Origin of the sequence: Streptomyces poriticola, assembly GCF_036689765.1 — a bacterium.
GTDB classification, from domain to species: domain Bacteria; phylum Actinomycetota; class Actinomycetes; order Streptomycetales; family Streptomycetaceae; genus Streptomyces; species Streptomyces poriticola.
Genome location: NZ_JBAGKH010000005.1, coordinates 97,045 through 115,736, shown reverse-complemented (window position 1 = coordinate 115,736; position 18,692 = coordinate 97,045). Strand labels below are relative to the sequence as shown.

Below are 18,692 nucleotides of genomic sequence, written 5' to 3'. Positions count from 1 at the left end.
CGGGGCTACGATCCCTTTTTGTGACCCGCGAAGTGACACTGCCTCTGATCGTCGACGACCGCGGCGCCCTGCAGGTGTCCGCGGCCGACGTGAGCAAACTGCTGCGTACCGTCGGCGGGCGGTGGCTGCGTCTGGTGGAGACCGGCGAGGAGCGCCTGGACGAGGACACGGTGGCGGCCCTGACCATCGAGCTGGCCAAGCTGGCCGACCGGATCGACGTGGCCTGCATCGCCCACAGCAGCGGTCAGCCGACCTGACCGGGCCGGCCCGGCGGGAGGAACGGCCTCCGGCCGGGCCGCAGCGCACGGCGCCCCGGCGGTGCTACCGGACCGGCATCCCCGAGACCGTCCGGGCGATCACCAGCCGCTGGATCTCGCTGGTCCCCTCGAAGATCGTGTAGATCGCGGAGTCCCGGTGCATCCGCTCCACCGGGTACTCCCGCGTGTAGCCGTTGCCGCCGAGGATCTGCACCGCCTGGGCGGTGACCTTCTTGGCGGTCTCGCTGGCGAAGAGCTTGGACATCGAGCCCTCGGCCGCGGTGAACGGCCGGCCGTTGACGGCCATCCAGGAGGCCCGCCACACCAGCAGCCGCGCCGCGTCGATGGACGTCCGCATGTCGGCGAGCTGGAAGGCGACGCCCTGGTTGTCGATGATCGGCCGCCCGAACTGCTCGCGGGTCTGGGCGTACTCCAGCGCGACCTCGTACGCGGCGCGCGCGGTGCCCACCGCCATGGCGCCGACCGCCGGACGCGACGCCTCGAAGGTGGCCATCGCGGCGTTCCTGACCCGCTCGCCGCCCTTCTTCGCCCTCTCCCGGGCGCGGGCGAGCCGCTCGTCCAGCTTCTCCTTGCCGCCGAGCAGGCAGGAGCCGGGGACGCGCACGTCGTCGAGGATCACCTCGGCGGTGTGCGAGGCGCGGATGCCGTGCTTCTTGAACTTCTGGCCCTGGGACAGTCCCGGTGCGCCCGGCGGGACGATGAAGGAGGCGTGCCCCTTGGAGCCGAGGTCCGGGTCCACGACCGCGACGACGACGTGGACGCCTGCGATGCCGCCGTTGGTCGCCCAGGTCTTGGTGCCGTTGATCACCCACTCGTCCCTGGCCTCGTCGTAGACCGCGCGGGTGCGCATGGCGGCCACGTCGGAGCCGGCGTCGGGCTCGGAGGAGCAGAAGGCGGCGACCTTGACGTCGTCGGCGTCGCCGTACATCTGGGGGATCCAGGTGCCGATCTGTTCCTCGGTGCCGTTGGCCAGGACGCCGACGGCCGCGAGGCCGGTGCCGACGATGGACAGGGCGATGCCCGCGTCCCCCCAGAACAGCTCCTCCATCGCCATCGGGATGCCGAGACCGGTGGCGTCGAAGTACTGCTGGGCGTAGAAGTCGAGGGAGTAGATGCCGACCTTGGCGGCCTCCTGGATGACCGGCCAGGGAGTCTCCTCACGCTCGTCCCATTCGGCGGCGGCGGGACGGATGACATCGGCGGCGAAGCCGTGCAGCCAGTCCCGGACCTCCTTCTGTTCGTCGTTGAGCTCCATGGTGAACTCGGCCATGTCCCCTCCAGCGGTGCACCTGCATGTTACTTGCGGTAACACGCAGTCTGTTACCCGCGGGTAAGAAAAGTCAACTCCCGGCGACGCGTCGGCAGCCCGTTCGATGGGCGGGACCTGCCGGGTGCTAGTTTGCGCAGGCGTCACCGAAAGAGCACGGGTGGGGAGAGCACATGGACACCACGGAGCGGACCGATCAGCAGCGGTCGGCCGACCGTCGGCGACGGGAGCTGCTGGAGGCCGCCGACCGGGTGGTGCTGCGCGACGGCCCGCAGGCCTCGATGAACGCCATCGCCGCCGAGGCGGGCATCACCAAGCCGATCCTCTACCGCCACTTCGGCGACAAGGGCGGGCTGTACGCCGCGCTCGCGCAGCGGCACACGGACGCCCTCCTCGACTCGCTGCGGGCGGCCCTGGACGCCCCTGCGGAGCGGCGGGAGCGCGTCGAGGCCACCCTCGACACCTATCTGGCGGCCATCGAGGCCCGACCTCAGGTGTACCGCTTTCTGATGCATCCGGCGGAGGGCGGCCAGGCCAACGAGCCGGGCTTCGACATCGGCAAGCACTCGGCGCCGCTGCTGCGCCGGATGGGCGAGGAGCTGGGCACGGTCATCGAGGAGCGGCTCGATCTCGGCCCCGACAGCCGGCAGCTGGCCCGGGTGTGGGGGCACGGGATCGTCGGCATGATGCACGCCGCGGGCGACTGGTGGCTCGGGGAACGGCCGTGTTCCCGGCGGGAGCTGGTGCGGAGTCTGGCGGATCTGCTGTGGGGGCGACTGGCTGCCGCCGGGGACCGGATAGGGGGTCCGGGGTTCTGACGGCCGTGTGCCGCGGGCAGCCACACTCACCTGTGCCAGGATGCCCGGGCCACCTGCCGGGCGAGCTTCCGCCTCCGCCGGCCCGTGAGGTGGTCGGCGTACAGCCGTCCCTCCAGGTGATCGCACTCGTGCTGCAGACACCGGGCGAAGAACCCGGTCCCGTGCACGGTGACCGGCTCTCCGGTCACCGTGACGCCCTCGACCACCGCGTGGTCGTAACGCTCGGTGCCGGCTTCGAGGCCGGGCAGCGACAGACAGCCCTCCGGGCCGCGCAGCACCACGCCGTCGGCCTCGGCCAGCCGCGGGTTGACCACGTGCCCCAGGTGGCGCTCGTCCTCGTCGTCCGGGCAGTCGTACACGAACACCCGCAGCGGTACGCCCACCTGGTTGGCGGCGAGACCGACGCCGCGCGCGGCGTACATCGTCGCGAACAAGTCCTCCACGAGGTCCGCCAGTTCGGGGCCGAAGCCGGTGACCTCGCGGCACGGCTCGCGCAGTACCGTGTCACCGAGCAGGGTCAGGGGCCGTACGCGCCCTCGGGCGCCCGGGATCGAGCCGTGTCGCATGGCCGCCAGGGTAAGGTCCCCCCGGTCCGCGCCCGCAGCGGGCCTCGCGGCGGTGCCGCGATTCGGGAGTGCGAATGGATCTCGATAGGCTGAGGTCCACACCACGTGGCCGTCAGGCTTCAGGCGCGGCGCGTACGCAAGGAGGATCGAGACTTGATGGCAGGCAACTCGGACCCGCTCTCGCCGCGGGCCAAGCTGGCCGTGACCGCGGGCAAGGCGGTCGCGGCGGCATCGCGCGCCGCGGGGCGCGGCAGCGGTTCGGTGATCGGCGGCCGGATCGCGCTCAGGCTCGACCCCGACCTCCTCGCCCGGCTCGCCCAGAACCTGGACGTCGTGCTGGTCTCGGCGACCAACGGCAAGACCACCACCACCCGGCTCATCGCCGAGGCCCTGCGGGCGGCCGGTCCGGTCGTCTCCAACGCGCTGGGCGCCAACATGCCGGCCGGCATCACCTCGGCCCTCGCGGGCAACTCCGACGCCCGCTACGGCGTGATCGAGGTCGACGAGAAGTATCTGGCGGGCGTCGCCCGGGACACCGACCCGAAGTGCATCGCGCTGCTCAATCTCTCCCGCGACCAGCTCGACCGCGCCGCCGAGACCCGGATGCTCGCCGAGAACTGGCGGGAGGGCCTGGCAGGCTCCAAGGCGGTCGTCGTCGCCAACGCCGACGACCCGCTGGTGGTGTGGGCGGCGTCCTCCTCCCCCAATGTGGTCTGGGTGGCCGCGGGCCAGATGTGGAAGGACGACGCCTGGTCCTGTCCGTCCTGCGGCGGCGTGATGCAGCGCCCCGGGGACGACTGGTTCTGCGGCGAGTGCGGCTTCCGGCGGCCCATGCCGAGCTGGGCCCTGTCCGGCGACCACGTCCTCGACCCGCACGGTTCGGCCTGGCCGATCCATCTGCAGCTGCCGGGCCGCGCCAACAAGGCCAACGCCGCCTCGTCGGCCGCCGTGGCCGCCGTCTTCGGGGTGCCGCCGCAGGTCGCCCTGGAGCGCATGTACCAGGTGCAGGCGGTGGCGGGGCGCTATGACGTGGTGCAGTTCCAGGGACGTGACCTGCGCCTGCTGCTGGCGAAGAACCCGGCCGGCTGGCTCGAGACGTTCTCCCTGATCGACCCGCCGCCGGCGCCGGTGATCCTCTCGGTGAACGCACGCAGCGCCGACGGCACGGACACCTCCTGGCTGTGGGACGTGGACTACACCCGGCTGTCCGGTCACCCGATCTGCGTGGTCGGCGACCGGAGGCTGGACCTCGCGGTGCGTCTGGAAGTGGCGAACCAGCAGTTCCAGGTGTTCGAGACCCTCGACCAGGCGGTGCAGCAGTGCCCGCCCGGCCGGATCGAGGTCATCGCCAACTACACCGCCTTCCAGGACCTGCGCCGCCGCGTCGGCAACTGACCACCGCACCTCAGGGGAGTTTCGTGAGCGACAACCAACTGCGGGTCGTCTGGATCTACCCGGACCTGCTCAGCACCTACGGCGACCAGGGCAACGTCCTCGTCGTCGAGCGCCGTGCCCGGCAGCGCGGCCTGGAGGTGGCCCGCCTCGACGTGCGCAGCGACCAGCAGATCCCGACCTCCGGCGACATCTATCTGATCGGCGGCGGCGAGGACCGGCCGCAGCGGCTGGCGGCCGAGCGGCTGCGCCGCGACGGCGGGCTGCACCGGGCGGTGGAGAACGGCGCCATCGTCTTCTCGGTCTGCGCCGGCTACCAGATCCTCGGCCACGAGTTCGTCAACGACCTCGGGCAGCGAGAGCCCGGTCTGGGGCTGCTCGACGTGGTCTCGGTGCGCGGCGAGGGCGAGCGGTGCGTCGGCGACGTGCTCGGGGACATCGACCCGCAGCTGGGCCTGCCCCCGCTGACCGGCTTCGAGAACCACCAGGGCGTCACCCGTCTGGGGCCCACCGCGCGCCCGTTCGCCCGGGTCCGGTTCGGCAACGGCAACGGCACGGGCGACGGCACCGAGGGCGCGTACAACGACACCATCTTCGGGACGTACATGCACGGCCCCGTGCTGGCCCGCAACCCGCAGATCGCGGACCTGCTGCTGAAGCTGGCCCTGGACGTCAACGCCCTGCCGCCGACGGACGACCGCTGGTACGAGGCACTCCGCAACGAGCGCATCGAAGCCGCGCAGCAGCCCGCGTAGGCACCGTTGCGCAGCCTGCGTGGACGCCGCTGCGCAGGCACCCTTCTGAAGGCTCATCCGCACAGGTGAGCGGGCACGTCCAGCAGACGGACGCGTTGTTCGGTCCCGCGGTCCGATGCCGCTAGGGTGGCGGGGATCGAGCCGGACAGCGCGGTCCGGTCCCCGTGCCCAGTTTGAGAAGGTATATCGGGCTATGCGCATTGGTGTCCTCACGTCCGGCGGCGACTGCCCCGGCCTGAACGCCGTCATCCGGTCCGTCGTGCACCGTTCCGTCGCCGACCACGGTGACGAGGTCATCGGCTTCCGGGACGGCTGGAAGGGCCTGTTGGAGTGTGACTACCTCAAGCTCGACCTGGACGCCGTGGGCGGTATCCTGGCCCGCGGCGGCACGATCCTCGGCTCCTCCCGGGTGCGGCCCGAGCATCTGCGGGACGGTGTGGAGCGGGCCAGGGGACACGTCCGGGAGCTCGGCCTCGACGCGATCATCCCGATCGGCGGCGAGGGCACGCTGAAGGCGGCCCGGCTGCTGTCGGACAACGGCCTGCCGATAGTCGGCGTCCCCAAGACCATCGACAACGACATCGCGGTCACGGACGTCACCTTCGGCTTCGACACCGCCGTCACGGTGGCGACCGAGGCGCTGGACCGGCTGAAGACCACCGCCGAGTCCCACCAGCGGGTGCTGATCGTGGAGGTGATGGGCCGCCACACCGGCTGGATCGCGCTGCACTCCGGCATGGCGGCCGGTGCCCACGCGGTCGTCGTCCCCGAGCGGCCCTTCGACATCGAGGAGCTGACCGCGAAGGTGGGCGAGCGGTTCGCGGCGGGCAAGCGGTTCGCGATCGTGGTCGTCGCCGAGGGGGCCAAGCCCAGGCCCGGCACGATGGCGTTCGACGAGGGCGGCAAGGACATCTACGGCCACGAGCGGTTCGCCGGTGTGGCGCGGCAGCTCTCCCTCGAACTGGAGCGGCGCCTGGGCAAGGAGGCACGGCCGGTGATCCTCGGGCATGTGCAGCGCGGCGGTACCCCGACGGCGTACGACCGGGTGCTGGCGACCCGGTTCGGCTGGCACGCGGTGGAGGCGGTGCACCGGGGCGAGTTCGGGCGGATGACCGCGCTGCGCGGCACCGACGTCGTGACGGTGCCGCTGGCGGAGGCCGTGGAGACGCTCAAGACCGTTCCGGACGACCGGTACGCCGAGGCGGAGTGCGTGCTGTGAGGCACCATCGGGCGCCGTAGGGATCTCCCCGGACGCAGAACCGCCCCCGGTCGCCGACGCGGCCGGGGGCGGTTCTACTCTGGTGCGGACAAACAGCTGTCGGCAGACAGCTGTGGACAGACCGTACGCAACCCCCACGAATCAGGAGCCGGCGGATGGATCACAGCGGGCACGGCATGATGATGGATCTGCCGCCGTTCACGCTGGCGCGGAGCCTGGAGTGGTCCACGGACCCGTTCTTCCTCGTGGCCTGCCTGCTCGGGCTGGCCCTGTACGGCTGGGGCGTGGCACGCCTGGTGCGGCGCGGCGACCGGTGGCCGGTCGGGCGGACCGCCGCGTATGTGCTCGGGGTGCTGTCCATCGTGCTGACGATGTGCACCAAGCTGAACGACTACGGCATGGTCATGTTCAGCGTGCACATGGTGCAGCACATGATCATCAGCATGGTGTCGCCGATCCTGATCCTGCTCGGCGCCCCGATCACGCTGGCGCTGCGCGCGCTGCCGCCGACGGGCCGGGGCCGCAAGGGTCCGCGCGAGCTGCTGTTGATGCTGCTGCACAGCCGGTACATGCGGATCGTCACCCACCCGGTGTTCACCATTCCGCTGTTCATCGCGAGCCTCTACGGGCTGTACTTCACCCCGCTCTTCGACTTCCTGATGGGCTCGCGGGCCGGGCACATCGCGATGATGGTGCACTTCCTCGCCGTCGGCCTGGTCTTCTTCTGGCCGATCATGGGCGTGGACCCCGGGCCGCACCGCCCCGGGTACCTGATGCGGATGCTGGAGCTGTTCGCGGGCATGCCGTTCCACGCGTTCTTCGGCATCGCGCTGATGATGGCGTCCACCACCATGGTCGAGACGTTCCAGAACCCGCCCGCCTCGCTCGGCATCGACCCGCTCTCCGACCAGAACGCGGCCGGCGGTATCGCCTGGGCGTTCAGCGAGATCCCGTCCGTGCTGGTGCTGGTCGCGCTGCTGTTCCAGTGGTACGCCTCGGACCAGCGGCAGGCCCGCCGCACCGACCGGGCCGCCGACCGGGACGGGGACAAGGAGCTGGAGGCGTACAACGCCTATCTGGCGTCGCTGCACGCCCGCGGGAACTGAGGCCGCCGCACCGTTCGGCTTCCGCCCGGGGCTGGGGCACCATGGAGGGAACGGCCTACGAGGAGGGTGTTGCGATGCCCGGTTCCATGGACGGTTCCACGAAGGCGATGGGGGCGCTGACCATCGGCGGCCTGGTCACGGTGACCGCGTACACGGTGGCGCTCGGCGGGAACGGCTGGCTGTGGTTCGGCTGGGTCGTCCTGGGTCTGCTCACCCTGGGGATGGTCGCCACCCGCTCCTGATCCTCAGGGGCCGCTGAGCCGTCCGCCCGAGTGCACGCCCGGCTGGTACTTGGGCAGCCGGACGGAGATCCTCATGCCGGCACCGGCGGCCGTCTCGATGACCAGGCCGTGGTCGTCGCCGTAGACCTGGCGGAGCCGGTCGTCGACATTGGACAGCCCGATGCCGCCCGAGGGGCTGACCTCGCGGGCGAGGATGCGGCGCAGCAGGCCGGGGTCCATGCCCGCGCCGTCGTCCTCGATGACGACCAGGGCCTCGGCGCCCGCGTCCTGGGCGGTGATCTGGATGTGGCAGCGGTCGGACTTGCCCTCCAGGCCGTGCTTGACGGCGTTCTCGACCAGTGGCTGCAGGCAGAGGAAGGGCAGGGCGACCGGCAGCACCTCGGGGGCGATCTGCAGGGTGACGGCGAGCCGGGCACCGAAGCGGGCCCGCACCAGCGCCAGGTAGTGGTCGATGGCGTGCAGCTCGTCGGCGAGGGTGGTGAAGTCGCCGTGCCTGCGGAACGAGTAGCGGGTGAAGTCGGCGAACTCCAGCAGCAGCTCGCGGGCGCGCTCGGGGTCGGTGCGGACGAACGAGGCGATGACCGCGAGCGAGTTGAAGATGAAGTGCGGGGATATCTGCGCGCGCAGCGCCCTGATCTCGGCCTCGATGAGCCGGGTGCGGGACTGGTCCAGATCGGCGAGCTCCAGCTGCACGGAGACCCAGCGGGCCACCTCCCCCGCGGCCCGGACGAGCACGGCCGACTCGCGGGGCGCGCACGCGACCAGGGCGCCGTGCACCCGGTCGTCGACGGTGAGCGGGGCGACGACCGCCCAGCGGACCGTGCAGTCGGGGGTGTCGCAGGCCAGCTGGAAGGCCTCGCCGCGGCCGGTCTGCAGCGGTCCGGCGAGCCGTTCCATGATCTCGGTGCGATGGTGGCCGCCGATGCCGTCCCAGGCCAGGACCTGTTTCTCGTCGGTCAGGCACAGCGCGTCCGTGCCCAGCAGGGAGCGCAGCTTGCGGGCCGACCTGCGGGCGGTCTCCTCGGTCAGCCCTGCACGCAGCGGCGGTGCGGCGAGGGAGGCGGTGTGCAGGGTCTCGAAGGTGGCGTGCTCGACGGGGGTGCCGAGTCCGCCGAGGTGCTGCGGCCGGGCCGTGCGCCGGCCGAGCCAGAAGCCGACCGCCAGCAGCGGCAGCACGGCGACGCAGAGGCCCGCCAGGAATCCGCTCACGTGCTCACCTCCGTACGCCGTTCCTCGGTGCGCAGCTCCTCCGGCAGATGGAACCGGGCGAGGATCGCCGCCGTCCCGGCCGGCACCCGGCCCGGCGTGGCCAGCGACACCAGGATCATGGTGAGGAAGCCCAGCGGCACCGACCAGAGCGCGGGCCAGGCCAGCAGCGCGTGCAGGGCACCGCCGCCGCCCGGGAAGCCGGCCATGGTCGCGGCGACGGCGACCAGCGCGGAGCCGCCGCCGACCAGCATCCCGGCCGCCGCGCCCGGCGGGGTGAGCCGCCGCCACCAGATGCCGAGGACGAGCAACGGGCAGAAGGAGGAGGCGGAGACGGCGAAGGCGAGACCCACGGCGTCGGCGATCGGCAGCCCGCCGACCGGCATGCTCGCCGCCAGCGGCGCGGCCATGGCGAGGACGGTGCCGAGCCGGAAATGCCGCACGCCACGGGAGGGCAGCACGTCCTGGGTGAGCACGCCCGCCACGGCCATGGTCAGCCCGGAGGCGGTGGACAGGAACGCGGCGAAGGCACCGCCCGCGATCAGCGCACCCAGCAGATCGCCGCCGACTCCCCCGATCATCCGCTCGGGCAGCAGCAGCACCGCAGCGTCCGCGTCCCCGGTCAGGGCGAGCTCGGGGGCGTAGAGGCGGCCGAGGGCGCCGTAGACGGGCGGCAGCAGGTAGAAGGCGCCGATCAGGGCGAGGACGGCGACGGTGGTGCGGCGGGCGGCGACGCCGTGCGGGCTGGTGTAGAAGCGGACGACGACATGCGGCAGTCCCATGGTGCCGAGGAAGGTGGCGAGGATCAGTCCGTAGGTGGCGTACAGCGGGCGTTCGGTGCGGCTCTCGGCCCGGGACGGCGACAGGGCGTCGTCGGCGCCCCGGTCGGTGGCCGGGACGGCGGTGCCCTCGGTGAAGGTGAGGCGGGTGCCGGCGTCGATGCGGTGGGTGCCGGCGGGCAGCCGGAGCCGGGTTCCGTCGTGCGGACGGCCGTCGACGGTGCCGTCGATGGTGACGGTGAGCGGCCGGTCCAGCTTCAGGGTGAGGGCGTCCTCGACCCGGACCGACCGCTGCTCGCGGAAGGCGGCCGGTTCGTCGAAGGCGCGGCCGGTCGCCCCGTCGCCCTGCCAGGCCAGGACCAGGAAGAGGGCGGGCACCAGCAGGGCGGTGAGCTTGAGCCAGTACTGGAAGGCCTGGACGAAGGTGATGCTGCGCATGCCGCCGGCGGCGACGATGGCGGTGACCACGACGGCGACGATCACCCCGCCGAGCCAGTCGGGGGCGTCGGTGAGCACGGTGAGGGTCAGCCCGGCGCCCTGCAGCTGGGGCAGCAGATAGAGCCAGCCGGTGCCGACGACGAAGGCCCCGGCCAGGCGCCGGACGGCCGGTGAGGCGAGCCGCGCCTCGGCGAAGTCGGGCAGGGTGTAGGCGCCGGAGCGGCGCAGCGGGGCGGCGACGAACAGCAGCAGGACCAGGTAGCCGGCGGTGTAGCCGACCGGGTACCAGAGCATGTCGGGGCCCTGCACCAGGAGCAGTCCGGCGATGCCGAGGAAGGACGCGGCGGACAGGTACTCACCGCTGATCGCGGCGGCGTTCAGGCGCGGGCCGACGGTGCGGGAGGCGACGTAGAAGTCGGAGGTGGTGCGGGAGATGCGCAGGCCGAAGGCGCCGACGAGGACGGTGGCGACGACGACGAGGGCGACGGCGGTGACGGCGTAGCCGGAGTTCATGGGCGGGTGACTGCCGGGGTCAGCGGTCTTCGACGAGGCGGACGAAGTCGCGCTCGTTGCGTTCGGCGCGGCGCACGTACCAGCGGGCGAGGAGGACGAGCGGGGCGTACAGGCCGAAGCCGAGGACGGCCCACTCCAGCTGCCGGGCGTCCGGTGCCGCGGCGAACACCAGCGGCAGCGGGCCGACGAGCAGCACGAGCACCGCGAAGACGGTGAGCCCGGCGCGCAGTTGGCTGCGCATCAGGGAGCGCACATAGGTGTGGCCGAGGGTGGTCTGCTCGTCGATCTCGGTGCGGGGGCGGTAGGAGCCGGGGCCGGTCCGGGTGCGCCGGGGCGGGCCGGTGACGACGACGCGCCGGTCGGCGGGGTGCGGGGTCACGGGTCACGGCCTCCTCATCAGCAGGTCCCGCAGCTCGCGGGCGTGGCGCCGGCTGACCTGGAGTTCCTCGTCGCCGATGCGGACGCTCACGGTGCCGGCGTCGAGGCGTAGCTCGCCGATGTGGCGCAGAGCGACCAGATGGCGGCGGTGGATGCGGACGAAGCCGCGGGAGCGCCAGCGCTCCTCCAGGGTGGACAGCGGGATGCGGACCAGATGGCTCCCGTTGCCGGTGTGCAGCCGGGCGTAGTCGCCCCGGGCCTCGACATGGGTGATGTCGTCGACGGCGACGAAGCGGGTCACACCGCCCAGCTCGACGGGTATGTGGTCGGGGTCGGGTTCGTGGACGGGGATACGGGGTGCGGTGGGCTCACCGCCCCGGCCGCGCAGTTCGGCGGCGCGGCGCACGGCCTCGGCCAGGCGTTCCCTGCGGACGGGTTTGAGCACGTAGTCGACGGCCTTGAGGTCGAAGGCCCGGACGGCGAAGTCCTCGTGCGCGGTGACGAACACGACCAGGGGCGGCCGGGCGAACCCGCCGAGCAGCCGGGCCAGGTCGAGGCCGTCGAGGCCGGGCATCTGGATGTCGAGGAAGACGACGTCGATGGCCTCGGGGCCGTCGGGCCCGGACTCCAGGGCGCGGGTGATGCGGCGCAGCGCCTCGGTGGCGTCGCCGGCGCCCTCGGCGGCGGAGATCCGCGGATCGGCGTTGAGCAGGTACACGAGTTCCCCGAGCGAGGGGCGTTCGTCGTCGACAGCCAGGGCGCGCAGCATGGACGTGGAGTCTAGGGGCGATCCGGGCGCCTGCACATGTGCCCGGCGTCGGCGTTCGCGCTGGATACAGTGCCCGCATGAGCAGCAGGCCCACGTCGTTCGACGAGCTCGACCGGAAGATCGTCACCGCCCTGATGGCGAACGCCAGGACCTCCTTCGCCGAGATCGGCGCGGACGTCGGGCTGTCCGCGACGGCGGTCAAGCGCCGGGTGGACCGGCTGCGGGAGACCGGGGTGATCACCGGGTTCACGGCGACGGTGCGGCCGGCGGCGCTGGGCTGGCGGACCGAGGCCTATGTGGAGGTGTACTGCGAAGGGGCCGCGCCGCCGCGGCGGCTGGCGGAGGTGGTGCGCAACCATCCGGAGATCACGGCGGCGATGACGGTGACCGGGGGTGCGGACGCGCTGCTGCACGTGCGGGCGCGGGACGTGGAGCACTTCGAGGAGGTGCTGGAGCGGATCCGTACGGAGCCGTTCATCCGGAAGACGATCAGTGTGATGGTGCTGTCCCATCTGATCCCGGACAGTCCGGAGGCGGGCACCAGTCAGCCTGCCCCGGAGGACGCCGGGGAACGCGCATCGGACGTGCGTCGGCCAGGCTGAGAACGCAGCGATCCTGCGTGAACACGCAGTCATTGTTCCTTGTCGCCCGTCCGGGTCGCTTCTTACCGTGGTGTCAACCCCGTCACACCCTGTGAGCGAAGCGGAGGAACCCCTCTGTGACCGACCCCCGTGTGCCGCGCCGGCGGCGCTTCTTGGTCTGCGAACCCAGACACTTCGCCGTGCAGTACGCGATCAACCCGTGGATGCAGCCCGACGCTCCCGTGGACACCGTCCTGGCCCTGCAGCAGTGGCGTGCGCTGACGGACACCTACCGTGCCCACGGCCACACCGTGGAGACCGTGGAACCGGTGCCCGGTCTGCCGGACATGGTCTTCGCCGCCAACGCCGCCGTCGTCGTGGAGGGCAGGGTCTTCGGCTCGCTGTTCCACGCCCCCGAGCGCCGCCCGGAGTCCGTGCCGTACGCGGCCTGGTTCAAGGGCCGCGGCTTCGACGTCCACCAGCCCGAAGCGGTCTGCGAGGGCGAGGGCGACCTGGTGCCGGCGGGCCGCTGGATCCTGGCGGGCACCGGGTTCCGCACCACCCGGGCGGCCCATCGCGAGGTGCAGGAGCACCTCGGGGTGCCGGTGATCGGGCTGACGCTGGTCGACCCGTACTTCTACCATCTGGACACGGCCCTGTTCGTCCTCGACGACGCCGGGCACGGGACGGACGGGAACATCGCGTACTACCCGGAGGCGTTCTCGCCCGGCAGCCGCGAGGCGCTCGCCCGGCTGTACCCGGACGCGGTGCTCGCCACCCGCGAGGACGCGATGGCGTTCGGCCTCAACTCCGTGTGCGACGGCCGCCATGTGTTCATCTCGCCCGGCGCGACCGGTCTGGCCGAGCGGCTCGCCGACCGTGGCTACGTCCCCGTCCCCGTCGACCTGTCCGAGTTCCACAAGGCAGGCGGCGGCATCAAGTGCTGCACCCAGGAAATCCGGGAGAACCACTCATGACCGCACCCGCCCGCACCCGCAGCTCGGCGGAGCTGATCCGCGCCGAGGAGCCCGTCCTCGCGCACAACTATCACCCGCTGCCCGTGGTCGTCGCCCGGGCGGAGGGCGCCTGGGTGGAGGATGTCGAGGGCCGCCGCTACCTGGACATGCTGGCCGGCTACTCGGCGCTGAACTTCGGCCACCGGCACCCGGCGCTGATCGAGGCCGCCCACCGCCAGCTGGACCGGCTGACGCTGACCTCCCGTGCCTTCCACAACGACCGCCTCGCCTCGTTCGCCGAGCGGCTCGCGGGGCTGACCGGCATGGACATGGTGCTGCCGATGAACACCGGCGCCGAGGCGGTGGAGAGCGGCATCAAGGTGGCCCGCAAGTGGGCCTACGACGTCAAGGGCGTCCCGGCCGACCGGGCGACGATCGTGGTCGCCGCGGACAACTTCCACGGCCGGACCACGACGATCGTCGGCTTCTCCACGGACGAGGACGCCCGGCGGGGCTTCGGCCCCTTCGCACCCGGCTTCCGCATCGTGCCCTACAACGATCTGGCGGCCCTGGAGGAGGCTGTCGACGCGACCACGGCGGCCGTGCTGATCGAGCCGATCCAGGGCGAGGCCGGGGTGATCATCCCGGACGACGGCTATCTGGCGGGCGTCCGGGAGCTGACCCGCCGCGCGGGCTGTCTGTTCCTGGCGGACGAGATCCAGTCGGGGCTCGGCCGTACCGGGCGCACCCTCGCCGTCGAGCACGAGTCGGTGGTACCGGACGTGGTGCTGCTCGGCAAGGCGCTGGGCGGCGGCATCGTGCCGGTGTCGGCGGTGGTCGGCCGGCGCGAGGTGCTCGGGGTGCTGCACCCGGGCGAGCACGGCTCGACGTTCGGCGGCAACCCGCTGGCCGCGGCGGTCGGCACGGCGGTGGTGGAGCTGCTGGAGACCGGGGAGTTCCAGCGGCGGGCGGACGAGCTGGGCGAGGTGCTGCGGGCCGGGCTCGCCGGTCTGACCGGCAAGGGCGTGACCGGGTTCCGGGCGCGCGGACTGTGGGCGGGCGTCGACGTGGACCCGGCGCTCGGCACCGGCCGTGAGGTCAGTGAGCGGCTGATGCGGGAGGGCATCCTCGTCAAGGACACCCATGGCTCCACGATCCGGATCGCGCCGCCGCTGACCATCACGGCGGAGGAGCTGCAGGAGGCGCTGGGCACCCTGGAGAAGGTCCTGACGGCCTGAGCCCCGGCGGCGCGGACCGCCGGCGCGCGGACCGCGCGCCGCTACGGAGCGGCTCGGCCCCGGTCGAGCCGCCACGTGTGCCACGTTCTCCGGGTCCTCGGCGTCCGTGCCTGCCTCCCCGGCCAACCAGGCGGCCGGGATCTCCTCGAGCGGCGGCTCCGACGTCAGCCGCAGGCTGAGCGTCGGCACATGGGCAGCGTTCCAGCGGCGGGCTCCGTCCGCCGTGCAGGCGTCCGGGCAGAGGACGCCCGGACGCCGGGCACCTTGTTCGCGGCGATCGAGGCGCCGGTGCCGGTCCGGCAGCACACCACGGCCTGGCCGGCCGAGCCCTCGGCGACATCCCGCGCGGCCCGCTCCGAGCAGACCGCCCACCGGGGGGCGTCCCCGGGACGCAGCGCCCCGTGCGGGCGCACCTCGTGCCCGCGCCGGTGCAGTTCCTCGACCGGGAGCGGGCGGCGGGTTCGGCCATGTCGGAGGAGACGGAGATCCGCATGCCGCCGAGCCTGCCCGCGCGCCGTGACCACGACCGGAGTGCCGTTCACCGCTTCCCCCGCCGTCCCGCCGTCCCGCCGTCCTGGTTGTCCCGCCGGCCCGGTTGCCCTGGCCTCCCGGTTGTCCTGGCTCCCGGTCGTCCTGGCTCCCGGTTGTCCTGACGCCCCGGTGCGGAACCCGGGCCCGACCGGGTATGACAGCAACAGTCACGCGGGTCCCGGCCGACGGAGGGAACGAACGGTGTTCTACCACCTGCTCAAGTACGTGCTGCTGGGCCCGTTGCTGCGGCTGCTCTTCCGCCCCCGGATCGAGGGGCTGGACCGGGTGCCGGCGTCGGGTCCGGCGATCGTGGCCGGCAACCACCTCTCGTTCTCCGACCACTTCCTGATGCCCGCCGTGCTCAGACGCCGGATCACCTTCCTGGCCAAGGCCGAGTACTTCACCGGCCCCGGGCTCAAGGGGCGGCTGACGGCGTTCTTCTTCCGCAGCGCCGGGCAGATCCCGGTCGACCGCTCGGGGAAGGAGGCGGGCCGGGCCGCGATCCGCGAGGGGCTGGCCGTGCTCGGCAGGGGCGAGCTGCTCGGCATCTATCCGGAGGGCACCCGCTCGCACGACGGACGGCTCTACAAGGGCAAGGTCGGTGTCGCGGCGATGGCGCTGAGAGCGGGTGTGCCGGTCGTCCCCTGCGCGATGATCGGAACCTTCGAGGCACAGCCGCCCGGCAGGATCGTCCCGCACCTCCACCCGGTGGTGATCCGGTTCGGCAAGCCGCTGGACTTCTCCCGGTACGCCGGCATGGAGAACGAGAAGGCGGTGCTGCGGGCCGTCACGGACGAGATCATGTACGCGATCCTGGCGCTGTCCGGGCAGGAGTACGTCGACCGGTACGCGGCCGTCGTCAAGGCGGAAGAGGCCGAGCAGACACAGGCGGCGCAGCGGGCGGCCCGCACGGCGCGGCGGCGCCGCTCCGGCCGGCGGATGCCGCTCGGCTGACTTCTGCCGCCGGCAGAACGGGCTGCGGCGAACGCCACCGTCGCCGTACCGTCCCCGCATGACACGAGCTGTGGTGATCGGGGCGACGGGGCAGATCGGGCGCGCGACGGTGGACGCGCTGGCGCGCGACGGGTGGGACGTGACGGCCGTCTCGCGGAGCGGCGACGGGGATCGCGGCCGGCCGGAGGGGGTGCGCGTGGTGCGGGCCGACCGGGAGGACGACACGCAGCTGGCGGCTGCGGTCGGCGACGGCTGCGACGTGCTGGTGGACACGGTGGCGTTCGGGCCCGGGCACGCCCGGCAGCTGATCTCACTGGCCGGGCGGGTCGGCTCGGCGGTCGTGATCTCCAGTGTGTCGGTGTACGAGGACGACCGGGGGCGGAACTTCGACACCCAGGGCGAGCCCGGCGGGTTCCCCGAGTACCCGGTGCCGCTCAGCGAGGAGCAGCGCACGGTCCGGCCGGGCGACTCCTCGTACAGCACCCGGAAGGCGGCGCTTGAGCGGGAGCTCCTGGCGGCGGGCGACCGGCTGCCGGCCACACTGCTGCGCGCCGGTGCGGTGCACGGCACGCACTGCCGGACCCCGCGGGAGCTGTACGTGGTCAAGCGCAACCTGGACGGCCGGCGGCAGCGCGTGCTCGCCTACGGCGGGGAGAGCCGGTTCCATCCGGCGAGCGTGCACAACATCGCCGAACTGGTCCGGCTCGCGGCCGCCCGGCCGGGCTCCCGGGTCCTGAACGCCGTGGACCCGGACGCGCCCACCGTGGCCCGGATCGCGCGGGAGATCGACGCGGTGATGGGCGTGCGGACCGAGAGCGTGCTGGTGGACGGAGCGCCCCCCGCGCCCCGGGTGGGCGACACGCCCTGGACGGTGCCGGCGCCGGTGGTGTGCGACATGTCGGCGGCGGAGCGGGAGCTGGGCTACCGGCCGGTGGTCCGGTACGCCGACACGCTGCCGGACACCATCGCCTGGATCGAGGGGCACCTGGACGGTCGGGACTGGCGGGAGGCGTACCCGAAGATGGCCCGGGCGTACGGCGACCTGTTCGACTACACGGCGGAAGACGCCTGGCTGGCCGGGCTCCCCGTCTGACGGGCGGCTTGCGTCCCGTCCCCGCACGTCCGGGCGGGCTGCCGGGCAGGGATACGCCACAGCCCACCGCCGGGGACGGCGGCACAGGACGGCCGGTGTCAGGCGCGGAGGCGCGCCTCGGGGCGGGTGCCGAGGTACGCCAGCGCTGCGTCCAGGACCCGCCGCAGCCGCAGTGCGTCCGGTGAGACCGCCGTGACCAGCGCGGCCGGCCCGGCCAGCGGCATGATGGCCGCTCCGTCCGCGAGAACCCGGGCGGCCGGCGGGGCTTCGGCGAACTCCGGCCGGACGAGGACCAGTTGGCCGACGGCGCGGTGTCCCGCCAGTCCGGCCGGGCCGTCCCAGCCGCCCGGTGCGCCGGGTCCGCAGGTCAGCTCCTGGTCGAGGACGCACCGCCCGGCGACCCGCACCGTGAGCCGGCTGCCGAGCCGCCCCGGTTCCTCACCGGCGCGGCCGAGCACCTGCTCCTCGCGCAGCACCAGCCGCCCGGTGGCCGCGAGATCGACGCGGGTGGTGACGGACAGGTCACTTCCGCGGGCGGAGATCAACTGCTCGGGCAGCCAGTGCAGTTCCGCCCCGTCGCCGACGGTCAGCCGGACGTCGTAGCGGGCGTCGCCCTTGCCGGGCCCCGGCAGCGCGATGGTGGCGGCGGCCGATCCGATCCGCAGCCGGGCGCCGTCGCCGGCCTCCGCCTCGACGGCGAGACGGTCGCCGCCCAGCGGCCCGCTCATCGCGCCGACCAGCATCACCCGGGCCTCGGCGCCGCTCCCCCGAGTGCGGCGCGGGGCCAGCGGCCCCCCACCCTCCAGCACGGGCAGGGACGTGCCGCCCCGCCCGTCGCCGCGGGCGAGGATCCGCGCGGTGGCCCGGACGCCGCCGGGGGTGCTCATGCCGACGTCCACGCGGCGAGGCGGCCCCGCACCCAGTCGGCGGCCTCGCGCACTCCGGCCTCCTCGCGCAGCGACTGCAGGACGACGGGGAGTTCGCCGCGCTGCTCCTTGGCGTCGGCGGCCATCCGGGCCAGGTCGGAGCCGACGTACGGCGCCAGGTCGGTCTTGTTGACGACGAGCAGGTCGGCGGTGGCGACGCCGGGACCGCCCTTGCGCGGGATGTCGTCGCCGCCGGCCACGTCGATGACGAAGACCTGGGCGTCGACCAGGCCCTTGGAGAACGTGGCGGTGAGATTGTCGCCGCCGGACTCCACCAGGATCAGGTCGAGCGGCCCGGCCTCCTCCTCCAGGTCCTCGACGGCTTCGAGGTTGGCGGAGATGTCGTCGCGGATCGCGGTGTGCGGGCAGGCGCCGGTCTCCACGGCGGTGATCCGCTCGGGCGGCAGCACCGCCTCGCGGAGCAGGAACTCGGCGTCCTCACGGGTGTAGATGTCGTTGGTGACGACGGCGAGCGACAGCTCGTCGCGCAGCGCCCGGCAGAGCGCGGCGACGGTCGCGGTCTTCCCGGACCCGACGGGCCCGCCCAGGCCGATCCGCAGCGCGCGGCGGGTCCCGTCGGGCCGGTGCGCATCGGCGCTGACGGCGGCGGGCCCGTGGTGGGAATGGTCGAGATGCATACAGCGGCTCCATGTCTCGGCCCGTCCGGCGCTCGAGGACGAGGCCGCA

Annotated in this window: 20 protein-coding genes and 1 pseudogene; 12 read left to right on the top strand and 9 right to left on the bottom strand. The window is 73.0% G+C overall.

Translation table 11 applies throughout. The features are described 5' to 3' along the window. The first annotated feature begins 20 nt into the window (after positions 1-20). Positions 21-257 (top strand): DUF6213 family protein, encoded by a 237-nt coding sequence (locus V5O46_RS10575; RefSeq protein WP_332884259.1) that lies wholly within the window; start codon positions 21-23, stop codon positions 255-257. A 64-nt stretch (positions 258-321) separates the two neighbouring features. Here the strand turns inward: V5O46_RS10575 and V5O46_RS10570 are convergent, their stop codons facing one another. Beyond that, positions 322-1,548: an acyl-CoA dehydrogenase family protein gene (locus V5O46_RS10570; protein WP_332884258.1), complete on the bottom strand. Its 1,227-nt coding sequence runs from the start codon at positions 1,546-1,548 to the stop codon at positions 322-324. 170 nt (positions 1,549-1,718) lie between these two features. Between V5O46_RS10570 and V5O46_RS10565 the strand changes: the two genes are divergently transcribed. Next, positions 1,719-2,363: a TetR family transcriptional regulator gene (locus V5O46_RS10565; RefSeq protein ID WP_332884257.1), complete on the top strand. Its 645-nt coding sequence runs from the start codon at positions 1,719-1,721 to the stop codon at positions 2,361-2,363. A 26-nt stretch (positions 2,364-2,389) separates the two neighbouring features. On the opposite strand, the gene def is transcribed toward V5O46_RS10565, so the two are convergent. After that, positions 2,390-2,929, bottom strand: a complete 540-nt coding sequence (gene def, locus V5O46_RS10560) for a peptide deformylase (RefSeq protein WP_332884256.1) — start codon at positions 2,927-2,929, stop codon at positions 2,390-2,392. Positions 2,930-3,085: 156 nt separating this feature from the next. Between def and V5O46_RS10555 the strand changes: the two genes are divergently transcribed. From V5O46_RS10555 to V5O46_RS10535, 5 genes are all read left to right on the top strand, one after another. Next, a complete protein-coding gene (locus V5O46_RS10555; protein ID WP_332884255.1) occupies positions 3,086-4,324 on the top strand; it encodes a MurT ligase domain-containing protein in 1,239 nt (412 codons plus the stop codon). Between the two features lie 23 nt (positions 4,325-4,347). Further along, the gene (locus tag V5O46_RS10550; protein WP_332884254.1) at positions 4,348-5,076 is read left to right on the top strand and encodes a type 1 glutamine amidotransferase; all 729 of its coding nucleotides are present in this window, start codon (positions 4,348-4,350) and stop codon (positions 5,074-5,076) included. Positions 5,077-5,269: 193 nt separating this feature from the next. Next, positions 5,270-6,295 (top strand): 6-phosphofructokinase, encoded by a 1,026-nt coding sequence (locus V5O46_RS10545; protein WP_332884253.1) that lies wholly within the window; start codon positions 5,270-5,272, stop codon positions 6,293-6,295. A 155-nt stretch (positions 6,296-6,450) separates the two neighbouring features. Continuing rightward, a complete protein-coding gene (locus V5O46_RS10540; protein ID WP_332884252.1) occupies positions 6,451-7,401 on the top strand; it encodes a cytochrome c oxidase assembly protein in 951 nt (316 codons plus the stop codon). Positions 7,402-7,475: 74 nt separating this feature from the next. Next, positions 7,476-7,643, top strand: coding sequence for a hypothetical protein (locus V5O46_RS10535; protein WP_332884251.1), 168 nt, complete (start codon positions 7,476-7,478; stop codon positions 7,641-7,643). 3 nt (positions 7,644-7,646) lie between these two features. Here V5O46_RS10535 and V5O46_RS10530 read toward each other — a convergent pair whose 3' ends face one another. Genes V5O46_RS10530 through V5O46_RS10515 form a run of 4 tightly spaced genes read right to left on the bottom strand, consistent with a single transcriptional unit; the run spans position 7,647 to position 11,726 of the window. After that, positions 7,647-8,852, bottom strand: a complete 1,206-nt coding sequence (locus V5O46_RS10530; protein WP_332884250.1) for a sensor histidine kinase — start codon at positions 8,850-8,852, stop codon at positions 7,647-7,649. Continuing rightward, entirely contained in the window at positions 8,849-10,579 is a 1,731-nt protein-coding gene (locus tag V5O46_RS10525; protein WP_332884249.1) for a sodium/solute symporter, read from the bottom strand. The genes V5O46_RS10530 and V5O46_RS10525 overlap by 4 nt, the downstream gene beginning before the upstream one ends. Before the next feature lie 19 nt (positions 10,580-10,598). Then, positions 10,599-10,958: a hypothetical protein gene (locus tag V5O46_RS10520; RefSeq protein WP_332884248.1), complete on the bottom strand. Its 360-nt coding sequence runs from the start codon at positions 10,956-10,958 to the stop codon at positions 10,599-10,601. A gap of 3 nt (positions 10,959-10,961) precedes the next feature. After that, positions 10,962-11,726, bottom strand: coding sequence for a LytR/AlgR family response regulator transcription factor (locus tag V5O46_RS10515; protein ID WP_332884247.1), 765 nt, complete (start codon positions 11,724-11,726; stop codon positions 10,962-10,964). A 77-nt stretch (positions 11,727-11,803) separates the two neighbouring features. On the opposite strand from V5O46_RS10515, the gene V5O46_RS10510 reads away from it, so the two are divergent. From V5O46_RS10510 to rocD, 3 genes are all read left to right on the top strand, one after another. Then, on the top strand, positions 11,804-12,328 hold the full coding sequence (locus tag V5O46_RS10510) for an Lrp/AsnC family transcriptional regulator (protein WP_332884246.1): 525 nt from the start codon (positions 11,804-11,806) through the stop codon (positions 12,326-12,328). Positions 12,329-12,444: 116 nt separating this feature from the next. After that, entirely contained in the window at positions 12,445-13,284 is an 840-nt protein-coding gene (gene ddaH / locus V5O46_RS10505; protein ID WP_332884245.1) for a dimethylargininase, read from the top strand. Then, on the top strand, positions 13,281-14,501 hold the full coding sequence (gene rocD / locus V5O46_RS10500) for an ornithine--oxo-acid transaminase (RefSeq protein WP_332884244.1): 1,221 nt from the start codon (positions 13,281-13,283) through the stop codon (positions 14,499-14,501). Before ddaH ends, rocD begins: the two co-directional genes overlap by 4 nt. Before the next feature lie 72 nt (positions 14,502-14,573). Here the strand turns inward: rocD and V5O46_RS10495 are convergent. After that, positions 14,574-14,994, bottom strand: a pseudogene (locus tag V5O46_RS10495) (RpiB/LacA/LacB family sugar-phosphate isomerase); the annotation flags it as partial. Between the two features lie 239 nt (positions 14,995-15,233). Here V5O46_RS10495 and V5O46_RS10490 point away from each other — a divergent pair. Next, positions 15,234-15,986 carry a lysophospholipid acyltransferase family protein gene (locus V5O46_RS10490; RefSeq protein WP_332884243.1) on the top strand — a complete coding sequence of 251 codons (753 nt, stop codon included), beginning with the start codon at positions 15,234-15,236 and terminating at the stop codon, positions 15,984-15,986. A 58-nt stretch (positions 15,987-16,044) separates the two neighbouring features. Next, a complete protein-coding gene (locus V5O46_RS10485; protein ID WP_332884242.1) occupies positions 16,045-17,079 on the top strand; it encodes an NAD-dependent epimerase/dehydratase family protein in 1,035 nt (344 codons plus the stop codon). Between the two features lie 98 nt (positions 17,080-17,177). Here the strand turns inward: V5O46_RS10485 and V5O46_RS10480 are convergent, their stop codons facing one another. Further along, on the bottom strand, positions 17,178-17,966 hold the full coding sequence (locus V5O46_RS10480; protein ID WP_332884241.1) for an urease accessory protein UreD: 789 nt from the start codon (positions 17,964-17,966) through the stop codon (positions 17,178-17,180). Further along, positions 17,963-18,643, bottom strand: coding sequence for an urease accessory protein UreG (gene ureG / locus V5O46_RS10475; protein ID WP_332884240.1), 681 nt, complete (start codon positions 18,641-18,643; stop codon positions 17,963-17,965). Before ureG ends, V5O46_RS10480 begins: the two co-directional genes overlap by 4 nt. Positions 18,644-18,692: the final 49 nt, after the last annotated feature.

Coding starts and splice junctions, on each gene's coding strand:
- V5O46_RS10570 (WP_332884258.1), bottom strand. CDS start 1,548: ATGGCCGAGTTCACCATGGAGCTCAACGACGAACAGAAGGAGGTCCGG.
- V5O46_RS10565 (WP_332884257.1), top strand. CDS start 1,719: ATGGACACCACGGAGCGGACCGATCAGCAGCGGTCGGCCGACCGTCGG.
- def (WP_332884256.1), bottom strand. CDS start 2,929: ATGCGACACGGCTCGATCCCGGGCGCCCGAGGGCGCGTACGGCCCCTG.
- V5O46_RS10555 (WP_332884255.1), top strand. CDS start 3,086: ATGGCAGGCAACTCGGACCCGCTCTCGCCGCGGGCCAAGCTGGCCGTG.
- V5O46_RS10545 (WP_332884253.1), top strand. CDS start 5,270: ATGCGCATTGGTGTCCTCACGTCCGGCGGCGACTGCCCCGGCCTGAAC.
- V5O46_RS10540 (WP_332884252.1), top strand. CDS start 6,451: ATGGATCACAGCGGGCACGGCATGATGATGGATCTGCCGCCGTTCACG.
- V5O46_RS10535 (WP_332884251.1), top strand. CDS start 7,476: ATGCCCGGTTCCATGGACGGTTCCACGAAGGCGATGGGGGCGCTGACC.
- V5O46_RS10525 (WP_332884249.1), bottom strand. CDS start 10,579: ATGAACTCCGGCTACGCCGTCACCGCCGTCGCCCTCGTCGTCGTCGCC.
- V5O46_RS10515 (WP_332884247.1), bottom strand. CDS start 11,726: ATGCTGCGCGCCCTGGCTGTCGACGACGAACGCCCCTCGCTCGGGGAA.
- V5O46_RS10510 (WP_332884246.1), top strand. CDS start 11,804: ATGAGCAGCAGGCCCACGTCGTTCGACGAGCTCGACCGGAAGATCGTC.
- rocD (WP_332884244.1), top strand. CDS start 13,281: ATGACCGCACCCGCCCGCACCCGCAGCTCGGCGGAGCTGATCCGCGCC.
- V5O46_RS10485 (WP_332884242.1), top strand. CDS start 16,045: ATGACACGAGCTGTGGTGATCGGGGCGACGGGGCAGATCGGGCGCGCG.
- V5O46_RS10480 (WP_332884241.1), bottom strand. CDS start 17,966: ATGAGCACCCCCGGCGGCGTCCGGGCCACCGCGCGGATCCTCGCCCGC.
- ureG (WP_332884240.1), bottom strand. CDS start 18,643: ATGCATCTCGACCATTCCCACCACGGGCCCGCCGCCGTCAGCGCCGAT.